At 55.3% G+C, this 26,668-nt stretch carries 21 protein-coding genes; 12 read left to right on the top strand and 9 right to left on the bottom strand.

What is annotated here, in order from left to right; translation table 11 throughout:
- Window positions 1-11: 11 nt before the first annotated feature.
- From Fuma_RS04240 to sufD, 5 genes are all read left to right on the top strand, one after another.
- Window positions 12-206: a hypothetical protein gene (locus tag Fuma_RS04240; protein ID WP_077023048.1), complete on the top strand. Its 195-nt coding sequence runs from the start codon at window positions 12-14 to the stop codon at window positions 204-206.
- Entirely contained in the window at window positions 206-595 is a 390-nt protein-coding gene (locus tag Fuma_RS04235) for a type II toxin-antitoxin system death-on-curing family toxin (RefSeq protein WP_077023047.1), read from the top strand. The genes Fuma_RS04240 and Fuma_RS04235 overlap by 1 nt, the downstream gene beginning before the upstream one ends.
- 61 nt (window positions 596-656) lie before the next feature.
- A complete protein-coding gene (gene sufB / locus Fuma_RS04230; RefSeq protein WP_077023046.1) occupies window positions 657-2,072 on the top strand; it encodes a Fe-S cluster assembly protein SufB in 1,416 nt (471 codons plus the stop codon).
- A gap of 497 nt (window positions 2,073-2,569) precedes the next feature.
- Window positions 2,570-2,959 (top strand): peptidase associated/transthyretin-like domain-containing protein, encoded by a 390-nt coding sequence (locus Fuma_RS04225; RefSeq protein ID WP_145943977.1) that lies wholly within the window; start codon window positions 2,570-2,572, stop codon window positions 2,957-2,959.
- Window positions 2,943-4,274, top strand: a complete 1,332-nt coding sequence (gene sufD / locus Fuma_RS04220; RefSeq protein WP_077023044.1) for a Fe-S cluster assembly protein SufD — start codon at window positions 2,943-2,945, stop codon at window positions 4,272-4,274. The genes Fuma_RS04225 and sufD overlap by 17 nt, the downstream gene beginning before the upstream one ends.
- On the opposite strand, the gene Fuma_RS04215 is transcribed toward sufD, so the two are convergent.
- Window positions 4,271-5,452 carry a hypothetical protein gene (locus Fuma_RS04215; protein ID WP_077023043.1) on the bottom strand — a complete coding sequence of 394 codons (1,182 nt, stop codon included), beginning with the start codon at window positions 5,450-5,452 and terminating at the stop codon, window positions 4,271-4,273. The genes sufD and Fuma_RS04215 overlap by 4 nt on opposite strands.
- Before the next feature lie 122 nt (window positions 5,453-5,574).
- Between Fuma_RS04215 and metF the strand changes: the two genes are divergently transcribed.
- Both metF and Fuma_RS04205 read left to right on the top strand, forming a co-directional pair.
- Complete coding sequence (gene metF, locus Fuma_RS04210) at window positions 5,575-6,441, top strand: methylenetetrahydrofolate reductase [NAD(P)H] (RefSeq protein ID WP_077023042.1); 867 nt, start codon at window positions 5,575-5,577, stop codon at window positions 6,439-6,441.
- 38 nt (window positions 6,442-6,479) lie between these two features.
- A complete protein-coding gene (locus tag Fuma_RS04205; protein ID WP_077023041.1) occupies window positions 6,480-6,692 on the top strand; it encodes a hypothetical protein in 213 nt (70 codons plus the stop codon).
- A 27-nt stretch (window positions 6,693-6,719) separates the two neighbouring features.
- On the opposite strand, the gene Fuma_RS04200 is transcribed toward Fuma_RS04205, so the two are convergent.
- Together Fuma_RS04200 and Fuma_RS04195 are read right to left on the bottom strand one after the other, a co-directional pair.
- On the bottom strand, window positions 6,720-7,940 hold the full coding sequence (locus tag Fuma_RS04200; protein ID WP_077023040.1) for a hypothetical protein: 1,221 nt from the start codon (window positions 7,938-7,940) through the stop codon (window positions 6,720-6,722).
- Window positions 7,937-8,728 (bottom strand): ABC transporter ATP-binding protein, encoded by a 792-nt coding sequence (locus Fuma_RS04195; RefSeq protein WP_077023039.1) that lies wholly within the window; start codon window positions 8,726-8,728, stop codon window positions 7,937-7,939. The genes Fuma_RS04200 and Fuma_RS04195 overlap by 4 nt, the downstream gene beginning before the upstream one ends.
- Before the next feature lie 504 nt (window positions 8,729-9,232).
- Here Fuma_RS04195 and Fuma_RS04190 point away from each other — a divergent pair.
- Complete coding sequence (locus tag Fuma_RS04190) at window positions 9,233-11,086, top strand: chloride channel protein (RefSeq protein WP_077023038.1); 1,854 nt, start codon at window positions 9,233-9,235, stop codon at window positions 11,084-11,086.
- 180 nt (window positions 11,087-11,266) lie between these two features.
- On the opposite strand, the gene Fuma_RS04185 is transcribed toward Fuma_RS04190, so the two are convergent.
- The 4 genes from Fuma_RS04185 to Fuma_RS04170 form a co-directional block, all read right to left on the bottom strand.
- On the bottom strand, window positions 11,267-12,760 hold the full coding sequence (locus Fuma_RS04185; protein ID WP_077023037.1) for a hypothetical protein: 1,494 nt from the start codon (window positions 12,758-12,760) through the stop codon (window positions 11,267-11,269).
- A gap of 422 nt (window positions 12,761-13,182) precedes the next feature.
- Window positions 13,183-14,847, bottom strand: coding sequence for a DUF4153 domain-containing protein (locus tag Fuma_RS04180; RefSeq protein ID WP_077023036.1), 1,665 nt, complete (start codon window positions 14,845-14,847; stop codon window positions 13,183-13,185).
- 133 nt (window positions 14,848-14,980) lie between these two features.
- On the bottom strand, window positions 14,981-15,670 hold the full coding sequence (locus Fuma_RS04175) for a DUF8091 domain-containing protein (protein WP_077023035.1): 690 nt from the start codon (window positions 15,668-15,670) through the stop codon (window positions 14,981-14,983).
- 250 nt (window positions 15,671-15,920) lie between these two features.
- Window positions 15,921-16,664 carry a sugar phosphate isomerase/epimerase family protein gene (locus Fuma_RS04170; protein ID WP_077023034.1) on the bottom strand — a complete coding sequence of 248 codons (744 nt, stop codon included), beginning with the start codon at window positions 16,662-16,664 and terminating at the stop codon, window positions 15,921-15,923.
- A gap of 247 nt (window positions 16,665-16,911) precedes the next feature.
- Between Fuma_RS04170 and Fuma_RS34755 the strand changes: the two genes are divergently transcribed.
- Window positions 16,912-17,358 (top strand): hypothetical protein, encoded by a 447-nt coding sequence (locus Fuma_RS34755; protein ID WP_145943976.1) that lies wholly within the window; start codon window positions 16,912-16,914, stop codon window positions 17,356-17,358.
- Between the two features lie 195 nt (window positions 17,359-17,553).
- Here Fuma_RS34755 and Fuma_RS04165 read toward each other — a convergent pair whose 3' ends face one another.
- Both Fuma_RS04165 and Fuma_RS34750 read right to left on the bottom strand, forming a co-directional pair.
- Window positions 17,554-19,260, bottom strand: a complete 1,707-nt coding sequence (locus tag Fuma_RS04165; RefSeq protein ID WP_077023033.1) for an NADPH-dependent assimilatory sulfite reductase hemoprotein subunit — start codon at window positions 19,258-19,260, stop codon at window positions 17,554-17,556.
- A gap of 247 nt (window positions 19,261-19,507) precedes the next feature.
- A complete protein-coding gene (locus Fuma_RS34750; protein WP_145943975.1) occupies window positions 19,508-19,690 on the bottom strand; it encodes a hypothetical protein in 183 nt (60 codons plus the stop codon).
- 1,022 nt (window positions 19,691-20,712) lie between these two features.
- On the opposite strand from Fuma_RS34750, the gene Fuma_RS04155 reads away from it, so the two are divergent.
- From Fuma_RS04155 to nth, 3 genes are all read left to right on the top strand, one after another.
- Window positions 20,713-22,149 carry a hypothetical protein gene (locus Fuma_RS04155; protein ID WP_145943973.1) on the top strand — a complete coding sequence of 479 codons (1,437 nt, stop codon included), beginning with the start codon at window positions 20,713-20,715 and terminating at the stop codon, window positions 22,147-22,149.
- Window positions 22,150-22,702: 553 nt separating this feature from the next.
- Complete coding sequence (locus Fuma_RS04150; RefSeq protein WP_077023030.1) at window positions 22,703-25,804, top strand: PVC-type heme-binding CxxCH protein; 3,102 nt, start codon at window positions 22,703-22,705, stop codon at window positions 25,802-25,804.
- 142 nt (window positions 25,805-25,946) lie between these two features.
- Window positions 25,947-26,642, top strand: a complete 696-nt coding sequence (nth, locus tag Fuma_RS04145) for an endonuclease III (protein ID WP_083731789.1) — start codon at window positions 25,947-25,949, stop codon at window positions 26,640-26,642.
- Window positions 26,643-26,668: the final 26 nt, after the last annotated feature.

Here is a 26,668-nt window from a genome sequence, read left to right as displayed (position 1 = left end):
GAGGCAGTCCCATGTCAATAACGATTGACCTGACTGAGGAGTTGCGCAAGCAACTCGCAGAAAAAGCCGCTGAGCTCAATCTCAGTAGCGAAGAGCTTGCTGCCGTGGCTGTGCGAGAGTTGCTGTCTCATCGCGACGAACGCTTCGATCGGCTTTTGGATCGAGTTCTTGACGAAAACAAAGAACTATATCAACGGCTGGGTTAATGGAACTGCTGTCACTGGCAGACATACTGACAATTCACAAGGCAATCATCGAACGCAGTGGAGGCGGAAAAGGTATCCGCGATCTTGGTTTGCTGGAGTCCGCAATTGCTCAGCAATCCGTGTCGTTTGGTGGTAAGGAACTCTACCCGACGTTGGTCGACAAGGCCGCGGCATTATGTTTTTCAGTCGTCGGCAACCACCCATTCGCTGACGGCAATAAGCGAGTTGGACACGCCTCGATGAGGATGCTGCTCAACCTGAATGGATTTACTGTTGAAGCGGATGTCGACGATGCGGAACGAGCGTTTCTGCGTTTGGCGGCTGGCGAGATGAACCGCGATGAATTAAGAAAATGGATCACCGATCATCTTGTGCAATTCACTGAATAAATTTCGCACCACGACTTTCAAATCACAGATCAGAAATCCCGAATTTCAAGCTGAATAAATCATGAGCACAGACGCACCGGAAAAAGAAGACGTATCCATCGGCGATTACCAGTTTGGTTTTCACGATTCGACGGACAACTACGAGTTCAAGAGCCGTAAGGGGCTCGACCGCGAGATGGTCGGGCAGATTTCGGAGATGAAGAAGGAACCCGCGTGGATGCGGGACTTTCGCCTGAAGTCGCTTGAAATCTTTGAATCTCGCCCCATGCCCAATTGGGGCGGCGATATGTCGGAACTCGACTTCAACGAGATCTTCTATTACATGAAGGCATCCAAGGGGCAGGAACGAAGCTGGGACGACGTCCCCGAAGACATTCGCCGAACCTACGACCGCCTCGGCATCCCAGAAGCCGAAAAGAAGTTTCTTTCCGGCGTGAAGGCTCAGTACGAATCTGAAGTGGTGTACGGCAGTCTGCAGGAAGACCTTGCGAAACAGGGTGTGCTCTTCACTGATACCGATTCGGCTCTACGCGACCATCCGGAAATTTTCCGCGAGTATTTCGCCACGATTATTCCTCCGGAAGACAACAAGTTCGCCGCGCTTAACAGTGCCGTGTGGTCGGGCGGATCGTTCATCTATGTGCCACCGGGAGTTCACATCGAATTTCCGATGCAGGCTTACTTTCGCATCAACAGCGAAAACATGGGGCAGTTCGAACGAACGCTTATCATCGTCGACGAAGGTGCGTCGGCTCACTATGTCGAAGGTTGTACGGCTCCAACGTACAGCAGCGACAGTCTGCACAGTGCCGTGGTCGAAATTGTTGTGAAGCGTGAAGGGCGATTCCGTTACACGACTATCCAGAACTGGTCGAGCAACGTTTATAACCTGGTCACCAAGCGAGCCATGGCGTACGGCAACTCGTTGATGGAATGGGTCGACGGAAACCTGGGCAGCAAGCTTACGATGAAGTATCCAGCCATCTACCTGATGGAACCGGGAGCTCGTGGTGAAACGCTGTCGATCGCCTTCGCTGGTAAGGACCAGCATCAGGATGCGGGAGCCAAGATGGTGCATTGTGCACCTCACACCAGCAGCCGTATCATCTCCAAATCGATCACGAAAGACGGCGGCCGAGGCAGCTATCGTGGCCTTGTCAAAGTCGAAAAAGGCGCTCATCACTGTAAGAGCAACGTAGTGTGCGACGCTTTGATTCTTGATCCACAAAGCAAAAGCGACACGTACCCTTACATCGAAGTTGAAGAGCAGGACGTGGCCATCGAACACGAAGCCAGCGTCAGCAAGATCGCGGAAGAACAATTGTTCTACCTGATGAGCCGTGGTCTGACCGAAGCGGAAGCGTCAGCGATGATCGTCACCGGATTCATTGAACCGTTGGTCAAGGAACTTCCAATGGAATATGCAGTCGAAATGAACCGACTGATCGAACTGCAAATGGAAGGATCTGTTGGGTAAGGCCACCGTCCTTTCTGAATCGAAAATCATATCCTGCCGTCACCGAATACACCTCGCTGGCAACACTCGATTTTGCACAACCAGTGAACACACTTGCCAAACAAACTATCTGGCTCTTGAGCTTCTTGGTTTGCGCCTCATCTGGATATGGGGACCAGAATCCTGCACTACGATACGGCGTGATTTCCGGACGGATTGTACTCACCGAAGCAATTCCGGCACTCCCGCCACTGGTTCCTGAGGGAGCGCACGTTAAAGATGGAGCGGTGTGTGCTGCCGAAGGCATTCCGAATGAACGACTTGTGTGGAGTGGCGACACAGCCGGAGTCCACAACGTTTTCATCTATGTGTACAAGCTCAGGAGGGAATTGATCCACCCAGATCTGACCGAACCAACATCAAAGCCAGCAACATTGTCCATTCGTGGATGTAGGTACCGACCTCACGCTCTTTGTGTCAGAACCGGCCAGCATTTAGAACTCACCAACAAAGACTCCGTGTCGCACAATCCGAATAGTTACTCATTGCGGAATCAGGGACTGGGATCGCTCGTAACACCGAACTCGACGACGTCTGTTCGACACCAGATGCGTGAGTTCTTTCCTTTTGTGATGCAATGTGACTATCACCCGTGGATGTCGGCTCACATTCTGGTGCTCGATCATCCTTACATGACAGTCTCGAACTCTGATGGAAAGTTCGAGATACCGAAACTCCCGTATGGAACCCACGAACTTCGTGTTTGGCACGAACTTAAGGGTTACATACTCCGCAAAGACATCATCCTTAACACTCAGAGTTTGGACTTGGGAAAGATCCCGTTCCAGCTCACGCTTGACGATAAAGCCGCACTGGGAATTGAGCAAACTAATGACAGCAACCATTAACATATCCCGCATCGCTTTCGACGCTGAAGTCTTTGAAACGTTTCTTGATAGCCGCGTCGAACCGTCGTGGATCACGGACGCTCGGCGAGCGGCGTTTGCTCAGTATCAGCAGCTGGTCAATGAAGATCTCGACCCGGAAGAATTTAAACGCGTCGATTTGCGAATCTTTAACGCGGGCAAGTTTCGTCCGGCCACAGGAGAATCCGATGCATCGTCCGTCAGCACGTTGCTGGCCAACGAAACCGAATACGGCGGCAGCATCGGACACGTAGATGGCCAAACGACTCACGCCAATTTCAATGGCGAGATCAAAGCCAAAGGCGTGCTGTTCGGTGACCTGCAGACTCTGCTGACCGAACACCGCGAACTTCTGGAACCGTATTTCATGACGCAGGCCGTCAAGCCGGACGCCGACCGCTTCAGTGCGTGGCACGCGGCGTTCTGGACGAGCGGTACTCTGCTGTACGTGCCGAAAGGCGTTGAAGTCGACTTGCCGCTCCATAGTCTGATTGCGCACACCAAAGACGGTGTCGCTGACTTCGGGCACACGCTGATCATTGTCGAAGACGAAGCTCGAGCCACCCTGCTGGAAGAAACCACATCGGCTGATGAAAACATCAGCGGATTGCATGTCGGCTGCGTCGAACTGATCGTCGGCAAGCATTCCAATCTGCGATACGTCCAACTTCAGAACTGGAACCAAAAGACCTGGCACTTCGCTCACCAGGCCGGCAACGTGGACAGCGAAGGATCGTTGCAATGGACGGTGGTCGGGCTTGGCAGCAAGCTCAGCCACATTCATCAGGACGTCAATCTGAACGGGCGAGCTTCAACCGCCGAAGTCAACGGCGTGACGTTTGCCTGCGATCGTCAGAAGATCAGCTACTACACTCAGCAGCATCACAAAGCTCAGGGCACGCATAGCGACCTGCTGTACAAGGAAGTTCTACGAGACGAATCACGAGTCATCTGGCGTGGCATGATCAAGGTGGACGAGGCCGCTCAGCAAACGGACGGCTACCAACGCAGCGACGCCTTGATGCTAAGCCGCGACGCTCGGTGCGACAGCATTCCCGGCCTCGAAATCGAAGCGGACGACGTGCGGTGTACTCACGGAGCTACCACTGGTCAGGTCGACGAAGAGCAGATTTTTTACGCTCAAAGTCGCGGCATCAGCGAAAACGAAGCCATGCACATGATCGTGGAAGGCTTCTTTCAGCAGGTCTACGACCGTATCCCCATCGAAATCGTACGCGAAACACTTAGCCGCACGGTGCAGAGTAAGCTGGGCATTGAATCGATGGAACTGGTTTAGTCCGCATCAGGTTTCACAGCATCTGCTGGTGCATCGGGAGCGTCACTGTTCTCCTTGGGCATTGACGGTTCAGCGGCGTTAGCTTCAGCCGGTTCTTCCGGAGAATCATCAGCTGGTGAATCTCCTGAAGCAGCGTCTGCGGCGACAGACACCTGAACGGTATACTCGCCGGGGAAAATTGGCTTGCCACCGTTCTGCGATCGGCCTCGCAGCACGAACGACGTGGTGTCTTTGGGCAGGGCGAAATATAAAGTTCCTTTCGAATCTTCGTGAGCGCACGGCGACACGCGGTTGTTGGTGACGGCCTCGACCACGAAACCGAACGCATCCACGTGAGCGTTCAGGCCGAATCCGTCGCGGTAGGTTGCGGCATCAAAGACGACTCGAGAGCCACTCGCCTTCAGAATCTTGTCTTTGCAAAGTGCCGTACCGGTTTCGGCGATTCGGTTAAGGCGTTGCGTGTTGGCTGCCGCAATGTGGTCACGAATCCAGTCGCGGAGATTGACGCTGGCGTTCGGGTTCACAGCGAACCACTCAAACTCGTCACCAGCAGCCACATCCACGACCAGTGACTTCCCGTCCAGTCTGATGCGGCACGTCATTTGTGAGCTCACGAAGGCTTCGGGAGAATCTTCGAACGCCTGCATCGCCTCGGCCTGGTCTTCGTCGTTCAACTGCAACGACGCCAGTGGTACCGTCACAGACGGAATCCGCATGTCTCGCGCGATCGAACCTGTCAGCACGCCCTTCAGTTCCTGAGGTCGCATCATCATGACGGCGATCACGATCCCGAAGAAGGTCAGGAAACAGACGACAGGGATCCCGATAGAATACAGCTTCGACGCCCTCTTCCGCCGTCGATTTCGACGACGACTGACTGCGACCGGTGGTGGAGCCACATCAGGCACGAGCGGCGGTACGACTTCAGCGGGAGCGGCGGGTGTTGGCTGAGGTGCGACCGGAGCGGGCTGAAGTTCGGCCGCTGGCGGGACGGAAGGCGGAACGACCGTCGGCACAATCAGTTTTGTCTTGCACTTCGGACAGCTTCCCTGCTTGCCGGAGTATTGATCTGCTACGCGAATGGCAGCCGTGCAGTAGGGGCAGTTAAATTGAATTGCCATGAGACCAAACAGCAGCGTGTAGATGTTTCTTGCGTCGCGGCCGGCAAATGCCGCCATTCCGGCTCTAAAAACCGGGAAGCCCGATAAAAGCCAAATATGGCTGGTGGTATTGTGACGTCAGGGACTAACATTCCCGCCAGCTTCTCTACGGAACATCAACGTTTTATCAGATATTTGCAATGCGACTGCCCGAAGTTTTTTCGTCGAACCCGTTCGCGGTTTCAATTGAAATCTTTCCACCAAAGACGCCGGAGGGCGACGATGCTCTGCGCAAGCACCTGAAGACGTTGGTGCAGCATCAGCCTGCGTTTGTGTCGTGTACCTACGGAGCCGGTGGGTCAACTCAGGACCGCACCGTTAGCTGGTGTCAGGAAATTAAATCAGACTTTGATCGCCCGGCGATGGCTCATTTTACCTGTGTGGGTTCCACTCGAGATCAATTAAACGAGTGGCTGGACCAGGCGGCCGCCGCTGGCATTGAAAACATCATGGCGCTGCGAGGCGATCCGCCGAAGGGGGAGGAATCATTTCAGGCGGTTGATGGCGGGCTTCAGTACGCCAACCAACTGGTTCAACTTATCCAGGACCATCCGAAAGACTTCGCAATCGGCGTCGCGGGCTATCCGGAAAAGCATCTGGAAGCGCCCAGCATGGAGGTCGACATGGCAAACCTCAAACGTAAAGTCGACGCCGGAGCCGATGCGGTCTTCACTCAACTGTTTTTCGACAACGACAATTTCTTCCGTTTTCGTGACAGCTGCGCAGCTGCCGGGATTACAGTTCCAATCGTTCCGGGCATCATGCCGATTACCGATTTTGCCAGAATCAAACGCATCACATCAATGTGCGGCACGGTGTTTCCTGAGGCATTAGCAACGCGGCTGGAAGCCGTTCAGGATGACGCGGACGCGCAATTCGAAATTGGCGTCGGCTATGCCATCGAACAATGCACTGCTCTGCGAGACAACGGTGCGCGCGGCATTCACTTTTACGCATTGAACAAGTCTCAGGCCTGCCAGAAAATTCTCGAAGCACTGGCTGGCTGAGTCAACCGCTTTCGCACCACTGATTACGGAGAAAAGCCGTGTCCGGCATCTTCACCATCATTGACGATAAACACGTTCCCCTGTCTCGCATTGTCTGGATTTCGGACCTGCCGCACTTTTGCGGGAACGAAGAATGTCTTGTCGAAGGGCGTTACGAAGTCCGCATCGAAGGCGACGATTCTCTGTTCGCCACCCGCGAAGAACGCGACGAATCGCTGGAAGCCATGCAGCGCTGGGCTGAAGACGAATAATCGGCAGGCGGCCTTGCGCTGCGGTTTTCACTGTTGCTGTTGTCGCTTGCTGTAGCGGCACGGAGCCGTCAACGACCAGGTTGTGTAGTCAGGCCCCATGGCAAGGCCGATCACCACTGGTACAGCGATGCTCAACGCACCGCCCAGCGTCGGTGGTAGCACTCCCAGAGGCACCAAACCGTAAGTCGCCAGACCGGCCACAATCATCACCACGCTCGGAATCCAAACACGATCGTAGCTGGGCACAATAAACTGCCGCGTCGACCAGCGAGCCACCAGGCCCAGATGCGACGTAAGTATTTCCCCGTAGGCGGCCATACGGAAGACAGCAAGAATGAACAACGCGAGAGCCACTGTCAGATAGTTGACTGAACCTGAACCCCACGGCAACAGAGCCACCCAGACAAACAACAGCAATCCAGCGGCGAACGCTTTGGGCCGGAGGCCATGAAGTCCGGCTGCAAATTGAGGGTTTTGCGGAGCAGGCGACAGCGCCGCGTAAGTTGTCGAAGTACGGCGAGGTTTCGGTGCCACGTCTGACAATGCCGTGTGGAATTCGGGAACCTTTGTTAGCTCAAGCTGCATGCGGCGCCAACTCACAACCATCAGGCCGACAAGCGAAACGCCTAACGTGGAGAACGCAATTTCCGCTGAAGTCAGCTTGCCAACGTGGATCAGAATTCCCATCCAGAGTGCGGGTAGAAAGATGGACCAGTTCCATCGTGAACAGAGAATGCCGTAAGCACAAATCGTCCATGTGAACAGAAACACCACGGCAGGTGCCAGTGCGGCGGGAACGACTGTGACTATCAGAGCATCCGACCAAGCCATCGCCTGATCTCTTGCTGCAACCAGTGAGGGGCAAAGGACCGCCGCCTGCGTTGCCGCAACAACGCCGAGAATGCTAAATGGTACGACATCAAGCCAAACTGGATGCCACGGCCCGAATGGTGTGCGGCTCGAAGGTTGCCACGGTGTTGCTGCCAGCCAGGAATGAAAGGATGTGCTTGCGGTGCGATCAGGGAATCCCTGCAGACGGTAGCCCGCCACGATCATGCCTGCAATCACGCACAAACCGACATTGAATCCCACGAACGGAAGCCAGCAAAGATACTGGTCACTGGCCTCCAGGCCATGCCCCCACGTGAACCAAGAGATAACCGCAAAAACATCCGTCAACAACACAATTGTCAGCAGCAAATATGCTCCCGCTCGGCCGGGCAGGCTTTGTCGATACCACCGATTCATGATGCCACCTCACCGGCCATTTCATACGTGAAGTAGTCCCGCAATTCGTGTTCTGTTTCCGGAAAGATCAGTTTTCGCAACGCTTCGTCCAGCGTCGGCGCTTCCGCGTCGCGTTTGACGTTCTCGACGGTGTCGTGTTTTAGGATCGTGCCTTCGTTCAAGATCAGAACTTCGTCGGCGACCTCTTCCACCAGTTCAGGAACGGGGCTGGTCAGGACCACAGTGCGGTCCTGTCGTTCGGTGAGGTACTTTAGAATCTGTTTCATGGCCGTCAGCCCGGCTGGATCGAGCCCCCCGGAAAATGGCTCATCCAGTAACAGGATCGAAGCTTCGCAGATCAGCGCTGAGCACAAGCCAATCTTTTTTCGCTGCCCTGTTGAATACGCGGAGATATCCGAATCGCCGATCGCATCCAGTTGGAAGACAGACAGCAATCGATCGGCGTGCTCAAACAGCCGACGAACCGGCACGCTCCACAATTCACCAACACCCAGCAGAAAATCACGGCCGGTCATATTCTTTGGGAACCACGGTTCTGCAGGAAGGAATACGGTTTCCTGTCGGATGGCCAGTTCATTCTCAACAGACGATCGGCGGACTCGCCCATTGATGGAAACGGTGCCCTCGGCGGGCGACGCGAACCCGGACATCAGGTCCAGCAGCGTGGTTTTTCCCGTCCCGTTGGGGCCGATAATTGCCAGGGTTTGTCCGGCATCGACCTCAAAATTAATGTCCTGCAGAACCGGCCGCAGACCGTAATGGTGAAAGACGTTCGACACTTCGATCATGGGCCGCACCTCGCCGTGGGGATCTGGGAACGACGGACAGGCGCAGACTCGATGAGATCGTTGGCACGAGCTCTTTCATCAAATCTGCGAGCATCCGACACATTGCTGCTTGTGTCTCGGATAACGCTGTGCGCACGAAATGGATCATTCAAACATTTGAGAACACTCAAGTTTCCGCAGTTTACGGTTTGTTGAGACGCGGTGTTTCGGTATCCCGCACGGCTCGAATCCCGATAACCGGCTTCTCGCCTGAAGCATCGGCGGCGTATGGCATGTCCTGACTCTCTTTTTGGGAACAGTTCGCCCTCCGCATTGACACAGTTGGCTTAGACCGGTCCACTACCCACCTGCGCCACTCACGCACCGCATGCGCTCCACACGCCGCGAGTGTCGTCAACACGCCGACGATCGGTCGCGTCCTCGAACGCAATCCCACATAGCCGCCCGACTCGCGTTTGTGGCAACCTCCGTTTTCTCAATCTCTATCAGGTTCTGCGTTTTCCTATGAAACTGCTTCAGGCACAGATGACCGCCAAATGGTTCATCCTGCCCGTTATCGTTGGCATCGCCGCCGGTCTCGGAGCGATTGTTTTTGATGTGCTGGGCCAAACGGTGTCGCGGTTTCTGTTGACGCAGTTTTCCGGATTTGTGCCGCAGGCTGCGACTGGCGAACGCCCACTGTTTCACGTCGAAGAACTAAGCTTTTCTTTGGGTTGGTTGGTGGCAGTGATGGTCGGAGGCGGCCTGATATCCGGCTGGCTGGTCTACACTTTCGCTCCGGAAGCCGAAGGCCATGGCACAGACGGCGCGATTGACGCCTTCCACAGAAAACGCGGCAACATTTCCATCAGAGTGGCCGTGGTGAAGACACTGGCTTCGGCCGTCACGTTAGGAACGGCTGGCTCGGGCGGTCGTGAAGGCCCCATCGCGCAGATTGGAGCGTCTCTTGGATCATTTCTCGGACAGTGTCTGAAACTGTCGGCACGCGACCGGCGGATTCTCATGGCGGCGGGCATGGGCGCTGGCGTGGGAGCCATTTTTCGAGCTCCCCTGGCTGGCGCTATTTTTGCCGGTGAAATCATGTATCGCGACGCGGACCTGGAATCCGACGTGATCGTTCCGACCGCCATTTCTTCGATTACGGCCTATTCGATTTACGGCATGTTCCTGCCCAAACATATGACGTTTGGCCACGTCTTTGGACGGCTGCCCGCTTACCAAATGACGTCGCTGCTTGAGATGATACCGTACGGGATTATGTCACTGATTTTGGCTCTGGTCGGCATCATCTATATCAAATGCTTCTACGGCATTCATGAAGTCTTTCGAAAAGTGCCCGGCCCGCCTCACCTGAAGCCAGCGATGGGAGCCGGCCTGACTGCCTGTGTTGCCATCACGTTGTACTATGCCTGCGGCCAGGATCGAGCGCTGCTGTCCGTGCTGGCGACTGGATACGGAATACTACAAACCGGGCTGGAAACACCGGGCGCACTAACGATCGAAGTCCTGCTGCTGGTCGGGTTGGTCAAGATTCTGACGACGTCACTGACGATTAGTAGTGGAGGTTCCGGCGGCGTCTTTGGTCCATCGATGGTCATTGGCGGCTGCGTGGGAGTCGCCACCGGCAAAGCATTTCAGATGCTGGGCAACAATGTTCCGGCAGTCGGCTGGCTGGCCGGAGTATCTCCCGGCGCGTTTGGTGTCGTGGGCATGGCTGGCTTCTTCGCTGGTATCGCGCGAGCTCCCATTTCGACCATTATCATGGTTTCTGAAATGACGGGAAGCTACCAGCTGTTGTTGCCCACCATGTGGGTCTCCACGTTATGTTTTCTGCTATGCCATGGCACATCGCTGTATAGCAAACAGGTGCCAACGCGGCTGGAATCGCCCGCTCATCGAGGCGACTTTACCATCGATGTACTGGAAGGTATGAAGGTCGAAGACGTTTATCGTCGGGATCGCAAAATCGAACTGGTGCCGGAAGCAATGCCCCTGTCCAGCATCGTCAAGCTGCTAAGTAGAACTCACCAACACTACTTTCCTGTCGTGAACGCCGAAGGAAAAATGGTGGGCATCTTTTCCGCCGACGATGTGCGGTCGTACATTTATGACGAAACCATCTGGCAACTGGCCGATGCAGCCGACGTAATGACGTCTCGCTTTCTAAGTGTTGCCCCGGACGACGACCTGAACGAAGCGATGCGAAAGTTCACAGCCCTGAACATCGATGAACTGCCCGTGATGGATCCTGAATCGCCCGGCCGCCTGATCGGAATGCTCCGCCGCAAAGAAGCCATCGGCGCCTACAACCGTCAGCTCGCAAAACGCCAGGAAGCAGCCCGCGAACAGAGCCTGTAGTGAACATTGGCGAATAGCTTGTGTGGTGAAGTGTGGCTGAAGCACGTCTATTGCCACCCAGCGAGAATATTCGTCGTCCAAAATAGAAGAAGCCCGACGTTTGAAAAACGCCGGGCTTCTGGTTTGGCACAAACGGATTACGAATCTTCCGTTCGTTGGTCTATCCTGGGACTACCAAGACTAAAAATCGAAGACGTAGTCAAATCCCGTCACATATTCGCTGCCGCCAAAGTAGCTGTCATTCGCCGTCGCAAGAATATCGAAGCCGGCCCCACCTTCAGCAACGAAGTCGCCAAAAAACGCGTTGGCCGATATCGTCACGCTATCGTCGCCCTGGTGAGTGCGAATGTAAGTCGGACCTTCGATTGTGGAATCCATGACGGTCACATAGTCCACATCGTCGCCAGAATCGAGTTCAAGCTGTCCACCAATGTCGGCATTGGTAATCGCAACGTCGGAACCGCCGACTCCGTGAAAGGCAATCACGTCACCGTCAACAGTGGTGTCGTCCAGAATTAGCTGATCATTGCCCACGCCGGCTGAGACTCGAACACTACGAACGTGTGTCACGAAGTCCGAAATCGCTACTGTAGAATTTCCGTTACCATTGTTGATCTCAACGTCTCCCACCCAGTTTCGACCAATGGCCCCACGGTGAGCTCCGTTGAGATTGATTTCATCACTGCCGTCAAGGTTCGTGACCTGCAAGCGGGCGATATTAAACGACGTGATCGCTGAGTCCATCGTCAGCCGACTGCCGCCTTCACCGTTGTCAATGACGAGTTCCGGCGTTTGGACTCCCCAAAAAGTGTGGGAGTCGAAGCCAAGACCGCTATTGATGAAAATCCCGCCGCTCACCGGAACGTCTCCCAAAAATACACCAGTGGAACCCTCACCGCATTGAAGGTTCAATGCTCCGTAGATGGCAGATTGACGGACGGTTGCACTTAATTGCCCACTGGCAACGATTTGCGTTAACGAGCCTCCTATTGAGCCCTGCACCGCTCGAGCGATCGATTTACCATTACCATGATCCACGTACACATCGCCGTCAATGCGGCTCAGATCGAACCAGAACTCGTCATCACCATACCCCGAATTCGCTATCGACACGCCGCCACCAATTTCCGTCCGTCCGCCGCTGCCTCCCCCGACAAAGACGCTTGAACCGCCATCGGTGCTTGTTATGGAAAGAGAACCGGAAATGGCGTCGCCAGTGGATCTCGCAATGCGCACTGTCTGTTCACCCGGCCCATCGTTGATATCGACAGAGCCCAGAATATTCGTCTGTGACTGCAGGTAGCTGTTGTTTCCCGACATGTCGTCAACGTACACGCTGCCAGCAGATTGGAGGTCGTTCAGCACAACGGAATCGTCACCGCCAGCTCCCTGGACGAAGATGTCGGCGGTGAAGCCGAAAATTGTTAGGCCGTCGACGGTGAGTTTGTCATCTCCGGCCCCAAGATCAAGGTACAGCACATCATTGGGCTGTTCGAAAACAATGGTGCTGAACGAATCATCCAAACTTCGAATTTGCAGAAAACCCTCAGTCGAGCTTCCTTCCAGAACGGCATCATTGGGCAGATCATTGAGAGACAGATATTGCCAACCGGCATGAACGTTGGCCGTGGTCGCGAGCAGGACGGCTGTGAGCATCAGGGAGAAACGAATCATCAGTGGCACTCTAAATACGGGGGGAAGTGGGATTGAGAATCTCCACCGTAACACTGCCTACAAACTCGAATCAAGGACCTTCGCCCCCCCCCCATTTTATCAAAACTCACTGACTGTCACCGTTCTGTTTGTAACGACTGCGAAATGGGTCGCGGAGATGAGGGATTTTGGCGCCAACATACGTGGCTGGAACGCCTGCTCACTCACAGTGCCAGTCCTGATCGTCCATCATCGGGCACCTACGATGCCGACGGCCGATTGGCACTCTGTCCAGCAAACAGAAATCGAATACCGTATTCGAGTGCGCATTTCGCGCGGTCATCCCGTCCAATTCCCTGCACTGCGACCAGTGAGAGCAATCCTGGTGGCTCGGGCGCCGCAACTCACTCGCGACGTCAATTCACTTCCAGTGCTCACGCATCTTACCACCAGTTTTCGTAAGCGTAATTCTGTAATCGTTCGAAAGCATTCGTGCCATCGCGCGTACCATCCGACATCGACATTTCCTGTCGGTGGTCCTTCAGGAAGGCGAGGCTGTTCGTTTGGCCGCGCTGCCATGCCGTCCAACCCTGTCGCTCTGCTCGACCAACTTTTGCCTGCAGTTGTGATGTCCGAGCGGCCAGGAATGCTTTCATGCCGTTGGCGATACGTTTGTCTTCAGAATTCGTCAGCGGCAACAGCACTGGCAGACACTCGTCGTCGACTTCGTGACCTGTAATTTGCACCACCGGTGGAAGGTTGCCTGACATCACCTCAGCCACATTGTAGCGGTGGATGAGCACATCTACTGGCAGGACGGCGTACACGAACACTGCCAGTCCCAGAACCCAAAGCTGCCGTCGAATCAGCCACAGAAAATTCCGGCGACTGTTGATTTTGACCAACACCAGCAGAAACCCACCGACAACCGACGTAATTCCGAGCAGCGCTACGGTCCTCATGCGAGTCATGCCGTTGAATTCGATGTAGATGTACATGCGGTGATACACGGCCGCTGCGAGAAGCAGGTTCAGTGCCGACCAGCCCCACGACAGTCGCGTTAGCTGTCGTAGTCGCGGGTCACTAAGTGTGCGACCGCGAAAGATGAGCGACAACGTCAGCGTCGCCAGTCCAAGAGCGACAGTCAGCCACGCCGCACCTTCGTGAGCGTACCCGGCATAGTAGAAGCCTTCCGGAAATTCGCGGAACCAGAGTGTATTGAATTCGAAAACCAGATAGGCGCTGAACAGTGCAATCACAGTCAGCAGCGTGTTCCGAAAAGCGGCATACAATGGAGCGTTTGTGTCCTGAGTAATCGTTGGAAGACGTTCGCAAGCGGCGGCAATAATGGGCCCTGTTATCGGACGCAGAAGTCCGCCGGTCGCCCACGCCACGGCGCACCAGAAAGCAATTTCGTACGGGGAAAACTGAAACAGAAATTCGCGCACCGCTGTCGCCAGCTCGCCAAGGTGACCGGAAACCCACGTGACCATGTCCGGATTCGCCATCACAAATGTTCCGCCGAACAATAGTGCGGCCAGCAAGGGTAGAATCACTTCCAGCCGTCGACCGGACATTCCGTCCTCTGCGGGGCCAATAACCTGTTCCTTCATGCGTTCGTTGATGCGCTGAAAAAAGTCGTAGCCGCCTGGCACCACCTGAGCTGCAAAGATCAGTGTCTCCAGAACAAAAGGTTGTTGACGACGGAACGCCAGTGTCAGCCCATGCAGCAGCCACAATCCGGCACACACATGCAGCCCCCAGCCATTGGATGCCAGTCGAAACGACAACAGCATCATCATCAATGCCAACAGCACCGAAGACGGCGTGATCGCGCGCCGCGGGATGCCGACGAAAAGCAATGCGGTGGCACCCACAAAAAACGCCGCAGGACCGGAAAAGCCGCGAGCATGATAGATGGTGGCGTCCGCCAGCAAGATCATCAGAAAGACGATCAGCAATGCAAGCCGTCCACGGACCGTTCCTGCCATGACATTGTCAGGCACTGTAGCCGTTGAGGCGACTCCGGTGATTTCGCCAGTTAGTGCATCATTCGAAGCGTCATCTGATTCACGGCGCGCAGCACTGTCCGGATCTAAATCGTCCATCGCCACTCTCCTGTCGCTCGGTTGCTATTCGATGAAACAGAATACGTGCCCACTGCATTGAACGTTGGGCGAATCGAATTTGTCTAACCGATTCGTATTCCGTCGCAGCAATTAGTAACGCAGTCTGAGGGCGTTACGCGGCCTTTCGGCGTGACTGCCGGCGACGTTTGCTGAGGCGATATTCGATAGCGTTGCCCTGCTTGCCGCAGGGTTCGATGTGCTTCATCTGCTTGAAGCACCACGCTGCCTTTTGAGCCAGCCAGCGCGGCATTGAGCCGCCGGTGGCGAGTTCCGCGGTCGTGAATACTTCGGGGACATCGATATCCAGTTTGGCCCACAGGTCAGCCGGTGACGCGATGGAAATCGTGTCCTGCACTTCGACCAGTGTTCGATCCTGGACGCTGTGCTTGCGACGCCACGTTTTTCTTTTCGCGGGAACGCGTATCTCTTCCTGCTCCGTCAGCAAAATATCCAACTGCAGATTGGGGTGCGGAAACGCTTTGGTGAAGTGCACCAGTTCCAGAAAGATGTATGGCAGCGTTTGGTGAGCCGGACTGTAGCGACGACTGACAACCTTGCCGTTGCGACGTTCTTTTTTCAGCAGCTTCTTGTCTGTCGCCAATGGTTTGACGACAACAACCTTGTGCTTCTTCGTCAGCTTCCTGATCTTGTCACGAATGGCCAGGAGCGACGCACATTGGACTTCGATCAGCCGTTGATCATCATCAATGGCGTCAATGCGGTAGCCATCCAGATCCACTTCGTGACGGTTCAAGTCGGTCACATAGTGCAGTTTGAGTTGCTGATGAAGACTGGTGGCCATGACAAGCAGCGTCCCTGCCGCAAAAGTGAAGGTGGTTGCTGAGTAAGGTGAAGCTCCGGTTGTTAAACAAGCAACCCGGACTAACGCTCGTCGGCTACTGTTGCCATCCTAAGTTTTGAGTATTGCAGATCACTAGTGCTCTGTCCGTCATAAATTACTGAGGTGTGCCACTGGCTGAGCCCAGTGGCACACACCCCATCAGGATCCGGTTCACTCTGCACTCGACTCTCAACTGTAAGCCACGCACCACCTACAGCAACGATTCCAGCAGTAGACGCAGTTTCCGCATCTCCAGATGGCGTTCTTCGCCTTCCATCGTCTTCGGCAGCAGGTCGACTGTCAGCGTGCGGTCGTAGCCTTCATGTCGTAGCGATGCGATGATGCGGTTGTAATCGATTTCGCCCAGACCAGCGGGAACCTGCATTTCTGTCTTCGATGTGTCGCGCAGGTGAGCGTGCATCACGTGCGGGAAGACCACGTCAAACTGGACCTCGCCCTTCGGCGTACACATGAAATAGCTGGGGTCTAACGTGATGCCCAGGCCCTTAACCGCCTGACACAGCTCAACGGCCGTGTGAGGATCTTCTGACAGCAGGCCGGTTTTGGTGAGGATCGAGAGCTGGATGCTTTCTTCCCGGCACATCACGTTACGTTCTTTAAGCCGGTCGATCTCAGAATTGAACGGCGTGCCCAGCGGCGACGCTTCTATGGTGATTTGAGGGATTCGCAGTTGCTTGGCGAAGTTCACAATGGCCTGAAAGTCGTCACTGCTGACTTCTTCTTCCAGAAAAATGGCCACGGGGCTCAACCGACTGGCGTCTCGAAACGTTGCCAGCACAGAATCCTGATTCTGCACGATCTGAGCGGCCTTGAGTTGATCGAACTGACCGTTGATCCAGATTTCGACCTTGTCGAATCCCAGATCCTGTAGCTGACCGCAGGCCGCGGAAAACGAAAGATCCCAGAGACTTCGTGTCGATGCCGCAATTTGCACAGCACTACTCCTTTAGCGATTAGACAACAGAAAGCGTTGCCACTTCATGACTTAGAACGATCGCTTACCCCCGTCCAAAGGGCATAAGCGAGAGCGGACTGTATTTGCGAAACCCTGTTTCCGCAAGACCGCTCAAACTCCCTGGTTCAACATCTGGAGGAATTGGACGGTTTTTGCACGTTTGACCGGTTGAATTGCCGATAACGATAACAACGCCAGTCTTACACAAGGATAGGGGAGTTAGAATATGTTTGCGCGTGCCACTATGATGCTGCTTTCGGGGGCGATTGGAATGACCCTGACCGGCTGTTCGGCCACATCGCCTACCATGAGGGCTCAAAGCCCCAACGCCGCATTCGCCAGCTACGATGGCGGTTGGGATGGTTGCGAAAGTGGCATGTCGTGCGATTGCCAAAACGGTGAATGCGATGCGGGAGGCGGTCGCCGAGCCTCACGTCGCCAAGCCCGGCAGGCTGGTGCTCCGGTAGTAACCGGGGCATGTCCAACGGGGCAGTGCCCCGATGGTAAGTGTGGCGGTCGGTGCCTTAACATTCCGTTCCACCCGGTACACCGCAACTTCCATTCGTACGAGGTGCCTCGCGGACTTTCGCGTCCCGACACCAGTGCCCCACCAGCGTCGTACCAGTATCCGTACTACACAACTCGTGGTCCGACCGACTTCTTCATGAAATAGGCCGGTACCGCCCGCCAGTTGATTGGCGTGGCTGGCGAGCGACGTGATAAAACGAAAACACCGCCTGTCGGCAAGCACTGACAGGCGGTGAATCGTGAATACGCTTAACGGCTCGCTCGTTGAAAAGGCGGCCGTATTTCTCTTGGCAGTAGTCGCGGCTGGCCAATCACGTTTGATGGATTCGCCGCCGGCCCGTTATGCCACTTTCGCTTCCAGAGCTTCCAGCCCTGTGCGATTGCAGTAGTCGCCGAAAGATTCGCCTTCGTTGCGTTCGGCCTTATACAGACCCAACAGCGGCGAGATCGTAGCGACCAAATCGGCGTGCGGCACCATGTCTTTGTAGATGAAGCACAACCGCGTGCCCTCAGCATTGCCGCCGAGAAACAGCGTGTACTTGTTGGCCGCTCGACCAACAATCCCGATGTCCGGTGTGTAGGGACGAGCACATCCGTTTGGACAACCGGTCATGTGGATGGCAATCTTCGAAGATTCCAGCCCATACTTTGCAATCTCGACCTCGAGATCATCAATAATGCCCGGCAGCACTCGTTCCGATTCTGTGATCGACAGGCCACACGTTGGGAACGCTGGACACGCGATCGCATAGCGGCGGATCAGTGAAAGCTCGTCGGCTCCCTTGATGCCGTGTTCTGCCAGGATCGAATTGATATCGTCTTTGTCGGCCGGGTCGATGTCGCACAGGATCACGCTTTGTAGCGCGGTGTTCCGAGTCTTCATGCCGTACTTCGTCAGCACGGCTCGCAGACCGCTTTTGATCCGCAGTTCGCCTTCATCCTTGATGCGGCCGTTTTCGATATTGATGCCCAAGAACAGCTTGCCGTCGCCCTGTTCGTGCCAGCCAATATGGTCGTCGACGCCCGTAACCTCGGTCGCATGCGGTTCAGGAAGCGAAGCCCCATAGTATTCTTCGACCTTCTGCTTGAACTTCGGCAGGCCCCACGAATCGATCAGGTACTTCATGCGAGCCTGCTTGCGGTCTTCGCGGTTCCCGAAGTCTCGCTGCACCTTCACAACAGCTTCGGCGATTGCGATTACCTGATCCGGTGTGACGTAGGTCATCTTCTCCGAAATTTTCGGATACGTCTTTTCTGCAGACGGCGTGCGTCCCATTCCGCCGCCAACCAGTACGTTGTAGCCGACAATCGCATCACCTTCGACAATCGCCAGAAAACCTAAATCGCTGGCATGAATGTCGATGCAGTTGTCGGTAGGTTCTGCAATCGCCATCTTGAATTTGCGAGGCAGGTAGCGTTCGCCGTAGATGGGTTCTTCCACCGGTTGGAAGTCTGCGACGTTCGTTTTTTCGCCGTCTTCGTCCGTCAACCAGATATCGAAGTACGCGGTTGTCTTAGGTTTGAAGTGGTCGGCGAGTTCCTGAGACAACGCCTGCATCTGGTCATGAACGGGATTGTTCTTGTACGGAGCCGGGCAGCACATCACATTACGATTGACGTCACCGCAGGCGGCCAGCGTTGTCAGGTGAGTGTGATTGATCGCTCGAATCGTTTCCTTCAGATTGCTTTTCAGCACGCCGTGCAACTGAAAGCCCTGGCGAGTCGTGATCCGCAGCGTGCCGTTGGCCAGGCGGTCGCACAAATCGAGTTCCGCCAGAAACTGCTCCGCGGTGACTCGGCCACCAGGAATACGGGTCCTCACCATGCAGGAATACGCTTTGGCTTTCTTGGTGCCGTCGGGATTCTTTTCCTTACGGACGTCGCGGTCGTCCTGAAGATAGCTGCCGTGATGTTTCAGCAGATCTTTGGCACCTGCTGAAAACTCCTCGCTATCGTTCTGAAGTTCTTCCGGAATGGTGCCACGCAGTTGGTGGCTTTCTTCCTTGAGATGTTCTGTTTTACTGAGTTTGTCTTCGACCGTGGACATTGAGCTGACTTCTAGGTTTGGTGCGACCGGATGGTAGTACAAAACCGCGACTCTACGCGTGTAAATCTGAGTGGAGACGGGCCTGTACGTCGCTGAGTATAGATTCCCAACAAAAGTGTGAACAGTCGATTCAGCGGTTTCGCAGAAACGGCGCAATTGGGCGAATGCGACAGACAAAAAAAGGGCACGCGCCTGCGAATATCGAGGCGTGTGCCCTTGCTGCCAACGCGGCGTTACGCCGGAAGCATCAGAGAATGGCAATAGTGGCCGAAATGGCGACGATCACGAGCACCGTGGCAAAAAGCTTCACCCGCGACCGGGATTTTTGGTCTCGCAGAGACAACACGGCTTCCAATTGAGCCACTCGTTCGTATCGCAATGGTCCGCTAATATTTGGCGGCAATGAGGCATTCTTGAGGGAAGAATTCATGCCCGGTCCTTTCAGTATTTCAGAACAACAATCGAGACGTGCATCACATGTCCCTGTCTGCTGTTCGTGTAAACACCGGAAACCTTACATCGGATCAAAGTCTTTCCGGAATTTTCTTCGCGCTGGCATGAAGGCGTGGAGGGCTCAGCGAATGGGGTGAAAATGTGCGTGTCATTCACCTGGCAGAACCACTCAGTAGGGACGACGCCCCATAAGCCATCCCCACCCTTTTTGTGCCACGCAGCCTCCCGAATTCTGATTACGTGCGCGGGCCTCAGAAGTGAGTCGCGGACGGCTCGTGCTGGTAAAGTCGCGAAGGCTCCCGGTCGCCGATCATTGCCCGTCTACTGCCCCACGAGTGTGATGTCCGGGACTGTGGGAACGCCCTCAACTGGCACACCCCACGCCTTCGCTTCGGCGGCCGCTTTGGTCACCTGAATGCGTTCACAACCGCAACGATTGAAATGCTGCACCTTCTCCTATGGCATTGCAATGGGGCACCTATCACGTTGCGAGTTCAGTTGTGTTGCCCTGACGCAACCACGAGGCGACTTCTCAACGTGCGATGTGCTGGCGCAACATCTCTGTTTACGGCAATCACCATTCTGAATTTTTTCGACTAAGCCAGTAGACAAGAGTTTGGCGGCAGCCAATTGGCAACCTAGCGTTCTAGTTGGCACGCTGGAGATTTGCACCTTTGTCGCCAGCGGCCCAGGCAACTCGAACCTTAGTGACTTCGGTCACAAAGCAGGTTCGGAAATGCTGAAGTCACTGGAGAGCTTATGTCAGTTTCCTCGATCACCTTTGCTGCGCCAACCGCGCGAATCAGGTCTGCGACGAATCCTGCGATTGCCATCGCCCGTTCTGGCAGCAGAAGTAAAGCCTCACCAGAGCCGCTCTCAGTCACAGAGTTGCGGCAACAGCACCAAACCATCGCGAAGTTCCGAAACCTTTTGCCCGAAATAAGCCAGCAGATTCAAGCGTCCGTTTTGGCGGCGACATCAGGGGCGAACGTTAAGCAAATGTCGGTAGACGCACTTGCACAGGAGTCAACATTCGCGGCGTCTGCGACGCTTGAATCTACACATCAGATCAACACACAGTCGACGACTTTTTCACCGTCCAATCCGAACTTCTCGGGTGCTTCTAGTGCCGAGCCCATAGTAGGAGGCCTGTACAAGGGGGCGACCAATGATGTGTTCACGTTTACCGCAACGCACTCCGGCTTCGTTGGCGGCAATGCACCACTGGACTTTGAAGTCAGAAACCAGAACGGAAAGATTGTCGATCATGCAAACTTTAGTTCCCAAACGCGTGCCGGGACCGCCGCTTCGCTAAACAGTGGTCTGACGCTTGCATTGTCTGGCGGCTATGTGTCCGCAGGCGATAGTTTCGAAGTCGCTGTCCAGCCCGCCAGTCACGAGAGTGTGAATCCTGCAAACCCCTTCAATGGAGTGGGGACCAGAAGCGCCAACATTCCGCCGCCGAGGTCCGTTTCAGACGGCTCGTTCACAGTGAATGGTGCTGAAATTGACGTTCTCGCCAGCGATAGCATCAACACTGTTCTTGGCAAAATCAATGCGGCGAATATCGGCGTGACAGCAACGTTTGACATCGCTCGTGAACGTGTCGTCTTAACGGCCGACCGATATGCAGTTGACGGTCATATCGCCTTAGCGAATGACACGTCGGGTTTTCTGAACGCGATGAGACTTGCGGGAGCCGCGATGGCACCGGGACTCACCGGCGGTATCGAAAAACGCCTGTCGACCCCTTCTGCCGCTGCGAATTCGTCGAGTGCTGTTTCTCTCGCGAATGCCGCCGCCCCTCGTGTGGACGTGAGCGGCGCATCGCCAAATTTGTTCAGTGGCAGCGTGAACTCAGCTGACGTCGAAGTCCTCGAATACGGTCAAGCCGGGACGTCAGCTCTGCGCAGACAAACAGACACCGGGCGGGAGTCGGAGGATTCACACGACAGTGCCAGCAGTTGGTTCACCGTGATTGGAATCGGAACCGGGGCGCAAAGTCTGACCCAACCTGGGGATGTATCAAACCGCCACCAGCAGCAAACGATCCGTTCAATGACTACATTTACTAATGCCGTGAACGACACAGCTCAACACCTGGCAGGCGGTAGCGGCGATATCGAATTCCAGGCTGCAGTGCGTCATGCCTTTCACGTCACCCCCGCGAGCGGTCCAGGGACAGGTGATGCAGTGATTCATGACGATCCTCGCAGATTAGGCTTCGAGTTCGCCGGAAAAAACGAGACTCTAGGTCTGAATCAAACGCGACTTGAATCACGACTGCATTCAAGCCCCCGTAGCGCACACGACCTACTCGTCGGCGCAGCAGATGATTCGGAAGGAGGCGTCATCGGTCGACTTGACTCGGCGCTCGACAACCTGCAAAAGCGTCTGAAGTATCAGGCGGTGGCAATGGGCGGGTACATTGCGTGAACGTTTCGGCAAACGAGCATCAGAACCGAACGCGCTCGGTTGCCCCCATGGCTTGTCGCGCGGCATAGGTGGATGGGCGTAGCTTGGTTGCGAAGGTTTCTCGACATACACACGCTGCAGTTCTGGCGCCGATGAACTGTCCGTTGGCCGCCAGTCGGTTGAGGCACGCTTTTTGTTCGCCTTCTTTACTAAGAGTTGCTGGCCTGCTTGACGCTTCTGTCCCTGTTGCCTGAGACCTCGCTGAACAGGATTGATCGCCGCAGATGCCAGAAAAAATGGCCGCGGTGCGCAGAAGTTGGGCTAACGACAATCGCCAACCGGACGGTGCGAGTAGCGCCGCATACACGAAGGTTCGTATGCCACGCGGTCGTCTAGCTTGAGTTCGCTCAAGGTTCGCACAAATCATGAGATCCACGCTGGATTTTCTTGCAGAGTTCGGCACCATACACTTCTTGCCCGGCGCCAGATCGTCTGGCTATTCTGTTTGCTAATCCCACCTCATCGACCGGCGCTTCGAATTCCCGCCTGCCGTCTACCCTTCGGAAACGTTTTTATGCTGTTCCCTCACCACAAAGCCGCCGTGATGGTCGGCGTGTTGCTGATTTCCTGTTCCGCCGCCGTTGCTGACGAAGCTGTCAGCCGCAAAGTCACCAGAGAAGACATGCCGCGTATTCCGTCTACGGAACCGGCAGACGCCCTGGCAACGTTCAAACTGGCGAAGGGCTTCAAACTGGAAATGGTGGCTCACGAACCGTTGGTGTCTGACCCGGTTGACGCCTGCTTTGACGAATTCGGCCGCATGTTTGTTGCCGAAATGCACGGCTATCCGTTTTCTCAGGAACCGAATCGCCTGAATCCGAAAGGTGGCGGTAAAAAAGATGCTGGCATCATTCGCATGCTGGAAGACACCGACAACGACGGTGTGATGGACAAGAGTGTCGTGTTTGCTGACAACTTCAGCTGGCCGACATCGGTATGCTGCTACAACGGCGGAATCTTCGTGCTGGCTCCACAGTACCTGTATTACTTCAAAGACACGGACGGCGACGGCAAAGCCGACGTTCGCGAGGTTGTATTGGACGGGTTTGGCCGAGGCAACGTGCAGGCTGTGACGAATGGCTTGCAGTGGAGTCTGGACAATCATGTGTATTTCGCTGTTGCCAGCAACCCGGCGGACTTGAAGCTGCGAGGTGAGCCACTGTTTTCAGTTCGAGGCAGCGACCTTCGCTTCGACCCGAAAACCGAAAAGTTCGAACAGGTCACCGGCGGCGTTCAGTTTGGACACACGCGTGACAACTGGGACACTCGATTTGTCTGCAGCAACAGCAACCACATGCAGCAGATCATTTATCCGCGTGGCTACTTGTCGCGCAATCCGTACTACGCGGCGTCGGGCATGATCCGCAGCGTGGCTGAGGATGGTGCGAGTGCTCCCGTGTTTCGACGCAGCCCGCCGGAGCCGTGGCGAATCATTCGTCAGAAATGGCGAGCGGCCGATAAGGGCTACAAGTTGGTTGTGAAAGACGACGGCGCGTGGGAATTTTTGCCACTCGATCCGTCAAAGAAAGCCGGCGCGGTACCGACCGAATACCCCGTTGGATTCTTCACATCAGCCACGGGAATCACCATCTATCGAGGCAACGCGTACCCGGAAGAATTCCAGGGCGATGCCTATGTTGGCGACGTGGGCGGAAACCTGGTCCATCGCAAGAAGGTAAATTCCGAAAAAGTCACTTATAGCGCTGTGCGAGCTGACCAGGGCGAAGAAATTGTTGCTTCGTCGGACAACTGGTTCCGTCCGGTCAACTTTGTGAATGCTCCCGACGGTTGTCTCTACATTCTGGACATGTACCGCGAAACGATTGAGCACCCGCATTCAATTCCGGAAGAGATCAAGCAGTTTCTGGACCTCACCAGCGGACACGATCGAGGTCGCATTTATCGCCTCGTCAGTCCCAACGTAAAACGCATCACGCCGAAGAAACTCGGCAACATGAATACCACAGAACTCGTCAAGGAACTCGCTTCAGACAACGCATGGAACCGCGACACGGCTCAACGACTGCTGTGGGAGCGGCAGGACAAAACGTCCGTCGCGCCGACGCGAGAACTGCTAACAACTTCGAAGAAACCGCTCGGTCGACTGCACGCATTGTGCACGCTGGACGGACTGGATGCTTTGACGGCCGAAGACATTAAGATCGGGCTCAAGGACAGCAACCCACGCGTGAAAGCTCATGCGGTTCGTCTGTCAGAACCGTTCCTCCGAAAGTCAGACGACGCAGTGAAGTGGCTCGCGCCGCTGGTCGACGATCCTAGTGAGCACGTACGATTTCAGCTGGCTTTTAGTTTGGGAGAATCGTCCGCCGATGCCGCCGTCGATCTTCTGGCAAAGCTGGCCAAAGACAGCAACAACGGCGCGAATGTGCTGACGGCCGTTTATTCGTCTGTTGGCAATTCGGCCGACAAACTAATGACGCGACTGACGTCCGACCCGGCCGCTCTGAAGCAACGCCACGTCGCCGCCGTCGTTTCTCAGTTGGGCTTAATTATCGGAGCAAACCCGGATGTTGGGCCGAGTCTAAGCCTGCTGCAAACGGCGACCGCAAAATCGCAATCGCTGGCTGCCAGCCAAAAGATCGTCACAGCTTTGGGAGAAGGCTTGTCGCGCCGCGGCGGTACAATCGCAACCGTGCTTAAGGATTCGAAAGCCACAGACGACTTGCGGTCAGACGTTGCCGACCTCTTCTCCGGCGCGGCCGATGTTGCAACAAATGAAGACGCTCCGGCGGTAGACCGATTATCCGCCGTTAACCTGCTCGCCTATGCAGACCTGGACGTCGCCACAGATAGCCTTCCGGAATTGCTCTCGTCTCAAACGCCACAGTCGTTACAGCTGGCAGCCGTGCGAGCTCTCAGCAATCACGACGCCGATGGCGTTGCGGATTCGATGCTATCGGAATGGCGTAGCTTCAGTCCCAAAGTTCGAGCGGCCGTGGTGGAATCACTGACCGGCACTAATCGAGGAACGACCACTTTACTGGCGGCAGTGGAAGACGGAGCCGTCAAGCGGGGCGATATTGAACGAGCGATCAAGCAGCAGCTGATGAGTCACCGCGATAAGAAGATTGCAGCTCACAGCAAGACCTTGTTTGGCAGCGAAGTTGAAACCAACCGTTCGAAGGTCGTTGCTGACTTTCAGGACCTGTTGCAACTGGAAGGCAATGCCGAACGCGGCGTCGAAGTCTTCAAGAAGATCTGTGCTCAGTGCCACAAGGTTGGAGACATGGGGCACCAGGTGGCTCCTGATCTGGCGTCCGTCAAAAACAAATCGGAAGCGGATCTCCTGATCGCAATTCTGGACCCGAATCGCGAAGCTCAACCGACGTTCAACACGTACACCGTGGTGACCAATCAGGGACGCACCTACAACGGGATCATCGCGTCCGAATCGTCAAACAGCATCACGTTGCGAAAGGCGGAAGCCAATGAAGACGTCATTCTGCGCAGCAACATTGAGGATCTGGTGTCGACCGGAATTTCTTTAATGCCGGAAGGGCTGGAAAAGGATCTTTCCAAACAACAGATCGCCGACGTCATCGCGTTCGTGAAATCGGTTGGCAGCGAAAACGCCAAAACAAACGGCAAGAACTGATCTGCCAATCGCTGGGGACGGCAATCTCATAATTGTAGGATTGATACCGATCGTTTAAACCGCAGCCGACGACGCAGGCGGCCAGTGTTCGGCATCCTTAAGTCCTCAGCTTCCACGACGATCAACGGAACCCAATTACGCAATGACTCCGAAAAAGACGGCCCGCAAAGCTTCCTCTGTCGCCCCCGACTTGTTGAAAGAACGGAAGCAGCGGGCGCGGGCCGTCATTCGCGAGCTGAAGAAGTTGTTTCCTGAGGCCGAATGTGCGCTGCACCATGAATCGGCGTTTCAGTTGCTGGTGGCAACGATCCTGTCGGCTCAATGCACGGACGAACGGGTCAACATGGCCACGCCGGAATTGTTTCGCCGGTATCCGGATGCAAAGGCATTGAAAAATTCGACTCAGGCGGCGGTCGAAAAGATCGTGAATCCGCTGGGCTTCTTTCGCAACAAAGCGACCAACATTCGAGCCATGGCGGCCATGCTGGTAGACGAATTCGGCGGCGAAATCCCTCAGGATATCGACCAGCTGGTGAAGCTTCCCGGTGTCGGTCGCAAGACGGCCAGCGTCGTGCTGGGAACGTGGTACGGCATCCCGTCCGGCGTTGTGGTAGACACGCACGTGCGTCGAATATCCAATCTGCTGGGCCTGACGGAATCGCAAAACCCGGAGATCATCGAACGGGATCTGATGGCGATCCTGCCAAAGAAAGAGTGGATCGAATTTTCTCACCGCATCATCTACCACGGCCGGCAAACCTGCATCGCCCGACGACCAAAGTGCGAATCCTGCGGGCTACTGAAGCACTGCCCTCGCGTCGGACTGCCACCTCTTTGAAGTTCTGAGCCGAAGGGCCGCCGTCA

This window comes from Fuerstiella marisgermanici (genome assembly GCF_001983935.1).
GTDB lineage: Bacteria > Planctomycetota > Planctomycetia > Planctomycetales > Planctomycetaceae > Fuerstiella > Fuerstiella marisgermanici.
Note: the sequence above shows the minus strand (reverse complement) of the source record. Positions and strands in the feature narration are given on the sequence as shown.

Coding starts and splice junctions, on each gene's coding strand:
- Fuma_RS04240 (WP_077023048.1), top strand. CDS start 12: ATGTCAATAACGATTGACCTGACTGAGGAGTTGCGCAAGCAACTCGCA.
- Fuma_RS04235 (WP_077023047.1), top strand. CDS start 206: ATGGAACTGCTGTCACTGGCAGACATACTGACAATTCACAAGGCAATC.
- sufB (WP_077023046.1), top strand. CDS start 657: ATGAGCACAGACGCACCGGAAAAAGAAGACGTATCCATCGGCGATTAC.
- sufD (WP_077023044.1), top strand. CDS start 2,943: ATGACAGCAACCATTAACATATCCCGCATCGCTTTCGACGCTGAAGTC.
- Fuma_RS04215 (WP_077023043.1), bottom strand. CDS start 5,452: ATGGCGGCATTTGCCGGCCGCGACGCAAGAAACATCTACACGCTGCTG.
- metF (WP_077023042.1), top strand. CDS start 5,575: ATGCGACTGCCCGAAGTTTTTTCGTCGAACCCGTTCGCGGTTTCAATT.
- Fuma_RS04200 (WP_077023040.1), bottom strand. CDS start 7,940: ATGAATCGGTGGTATCGACAAAGCCTGCCCGGCCGAGCGGGAGCATAT.
- Fuma_RS04195 (WP_077023039.1), bottom strand. CDS start 8,728: ATGATCGAAGTGTCGAACGTCTTTCACCATTACGGTCTGCGGCCGGTT.
- Fuma_RS04190 (WP_077023038.1), top strand. CDS start 9,233: ATGAAACTGCTTCAGGCACAGATGACCGCCAAATGGTTCATCCTGCCC.
- Fuma_RS04185 (WP_077023037.1), bottom strand. CDS start 12,760: ATGATTCGTTTCTCCCTGATGCTCACAGCCGTCCTGCTCGCGACCACG.
- Fuma_RS04180 (WP_077023036.1), bottom strand. CDS start 14,847: ATGGACGATTTAGATCCGGACAGTGCTGCGCGCCGTGAATCAGATGAC.
- Fuma_RS04175 (WP_077023035.1), bottom strand. CDS start 15,670: ATGGCCACCAGTCTTCATCAGCAACTCAAACTGCACTATGTGACCGAC.
- Fuma_RS34755 (WP_145943976.1), top strand. CDS start 16,912: ATGTTTGCGCGTGCCACTATGATGCTGCTTTCGGGGGCGATTGGAATG.
- Fuma_RS04165 (WP_077023033.1), bottom strand. CDS start 19,260: ATGTCCACGGTCGAAGACAAACTCAGTAAAACAGAACATCTCAAGGAA.
- Fuma_RS34750 (WP_145943975.1), bottom strand. CDS start 19,690: ATGAATTCTTCCCTCAAGAATGCCTCATTGCCGCCAAATATTAGCGGA.
- Fuma_RS04155 (WP_145943973.1), top strand. CDS start 20,713: ATGTCGGTAGACGCACTTGCACAGGAGTCAACATTCGCGGCGTCTGCG.
- Fuma_RS04150 (WP_077023030.1), top strand. CDS start 22,703: ATGCTGTTCCCTCACCACAAAGCCGCCGTGATGGTCGGCGTGTTGCTG.
- nth (WP_083731789.1), top strand. CDS start 25,947: ATGACTCCGAAAAAGACGGCCCGCAAAGCTTCCTCTGTCGCCCCCGAC.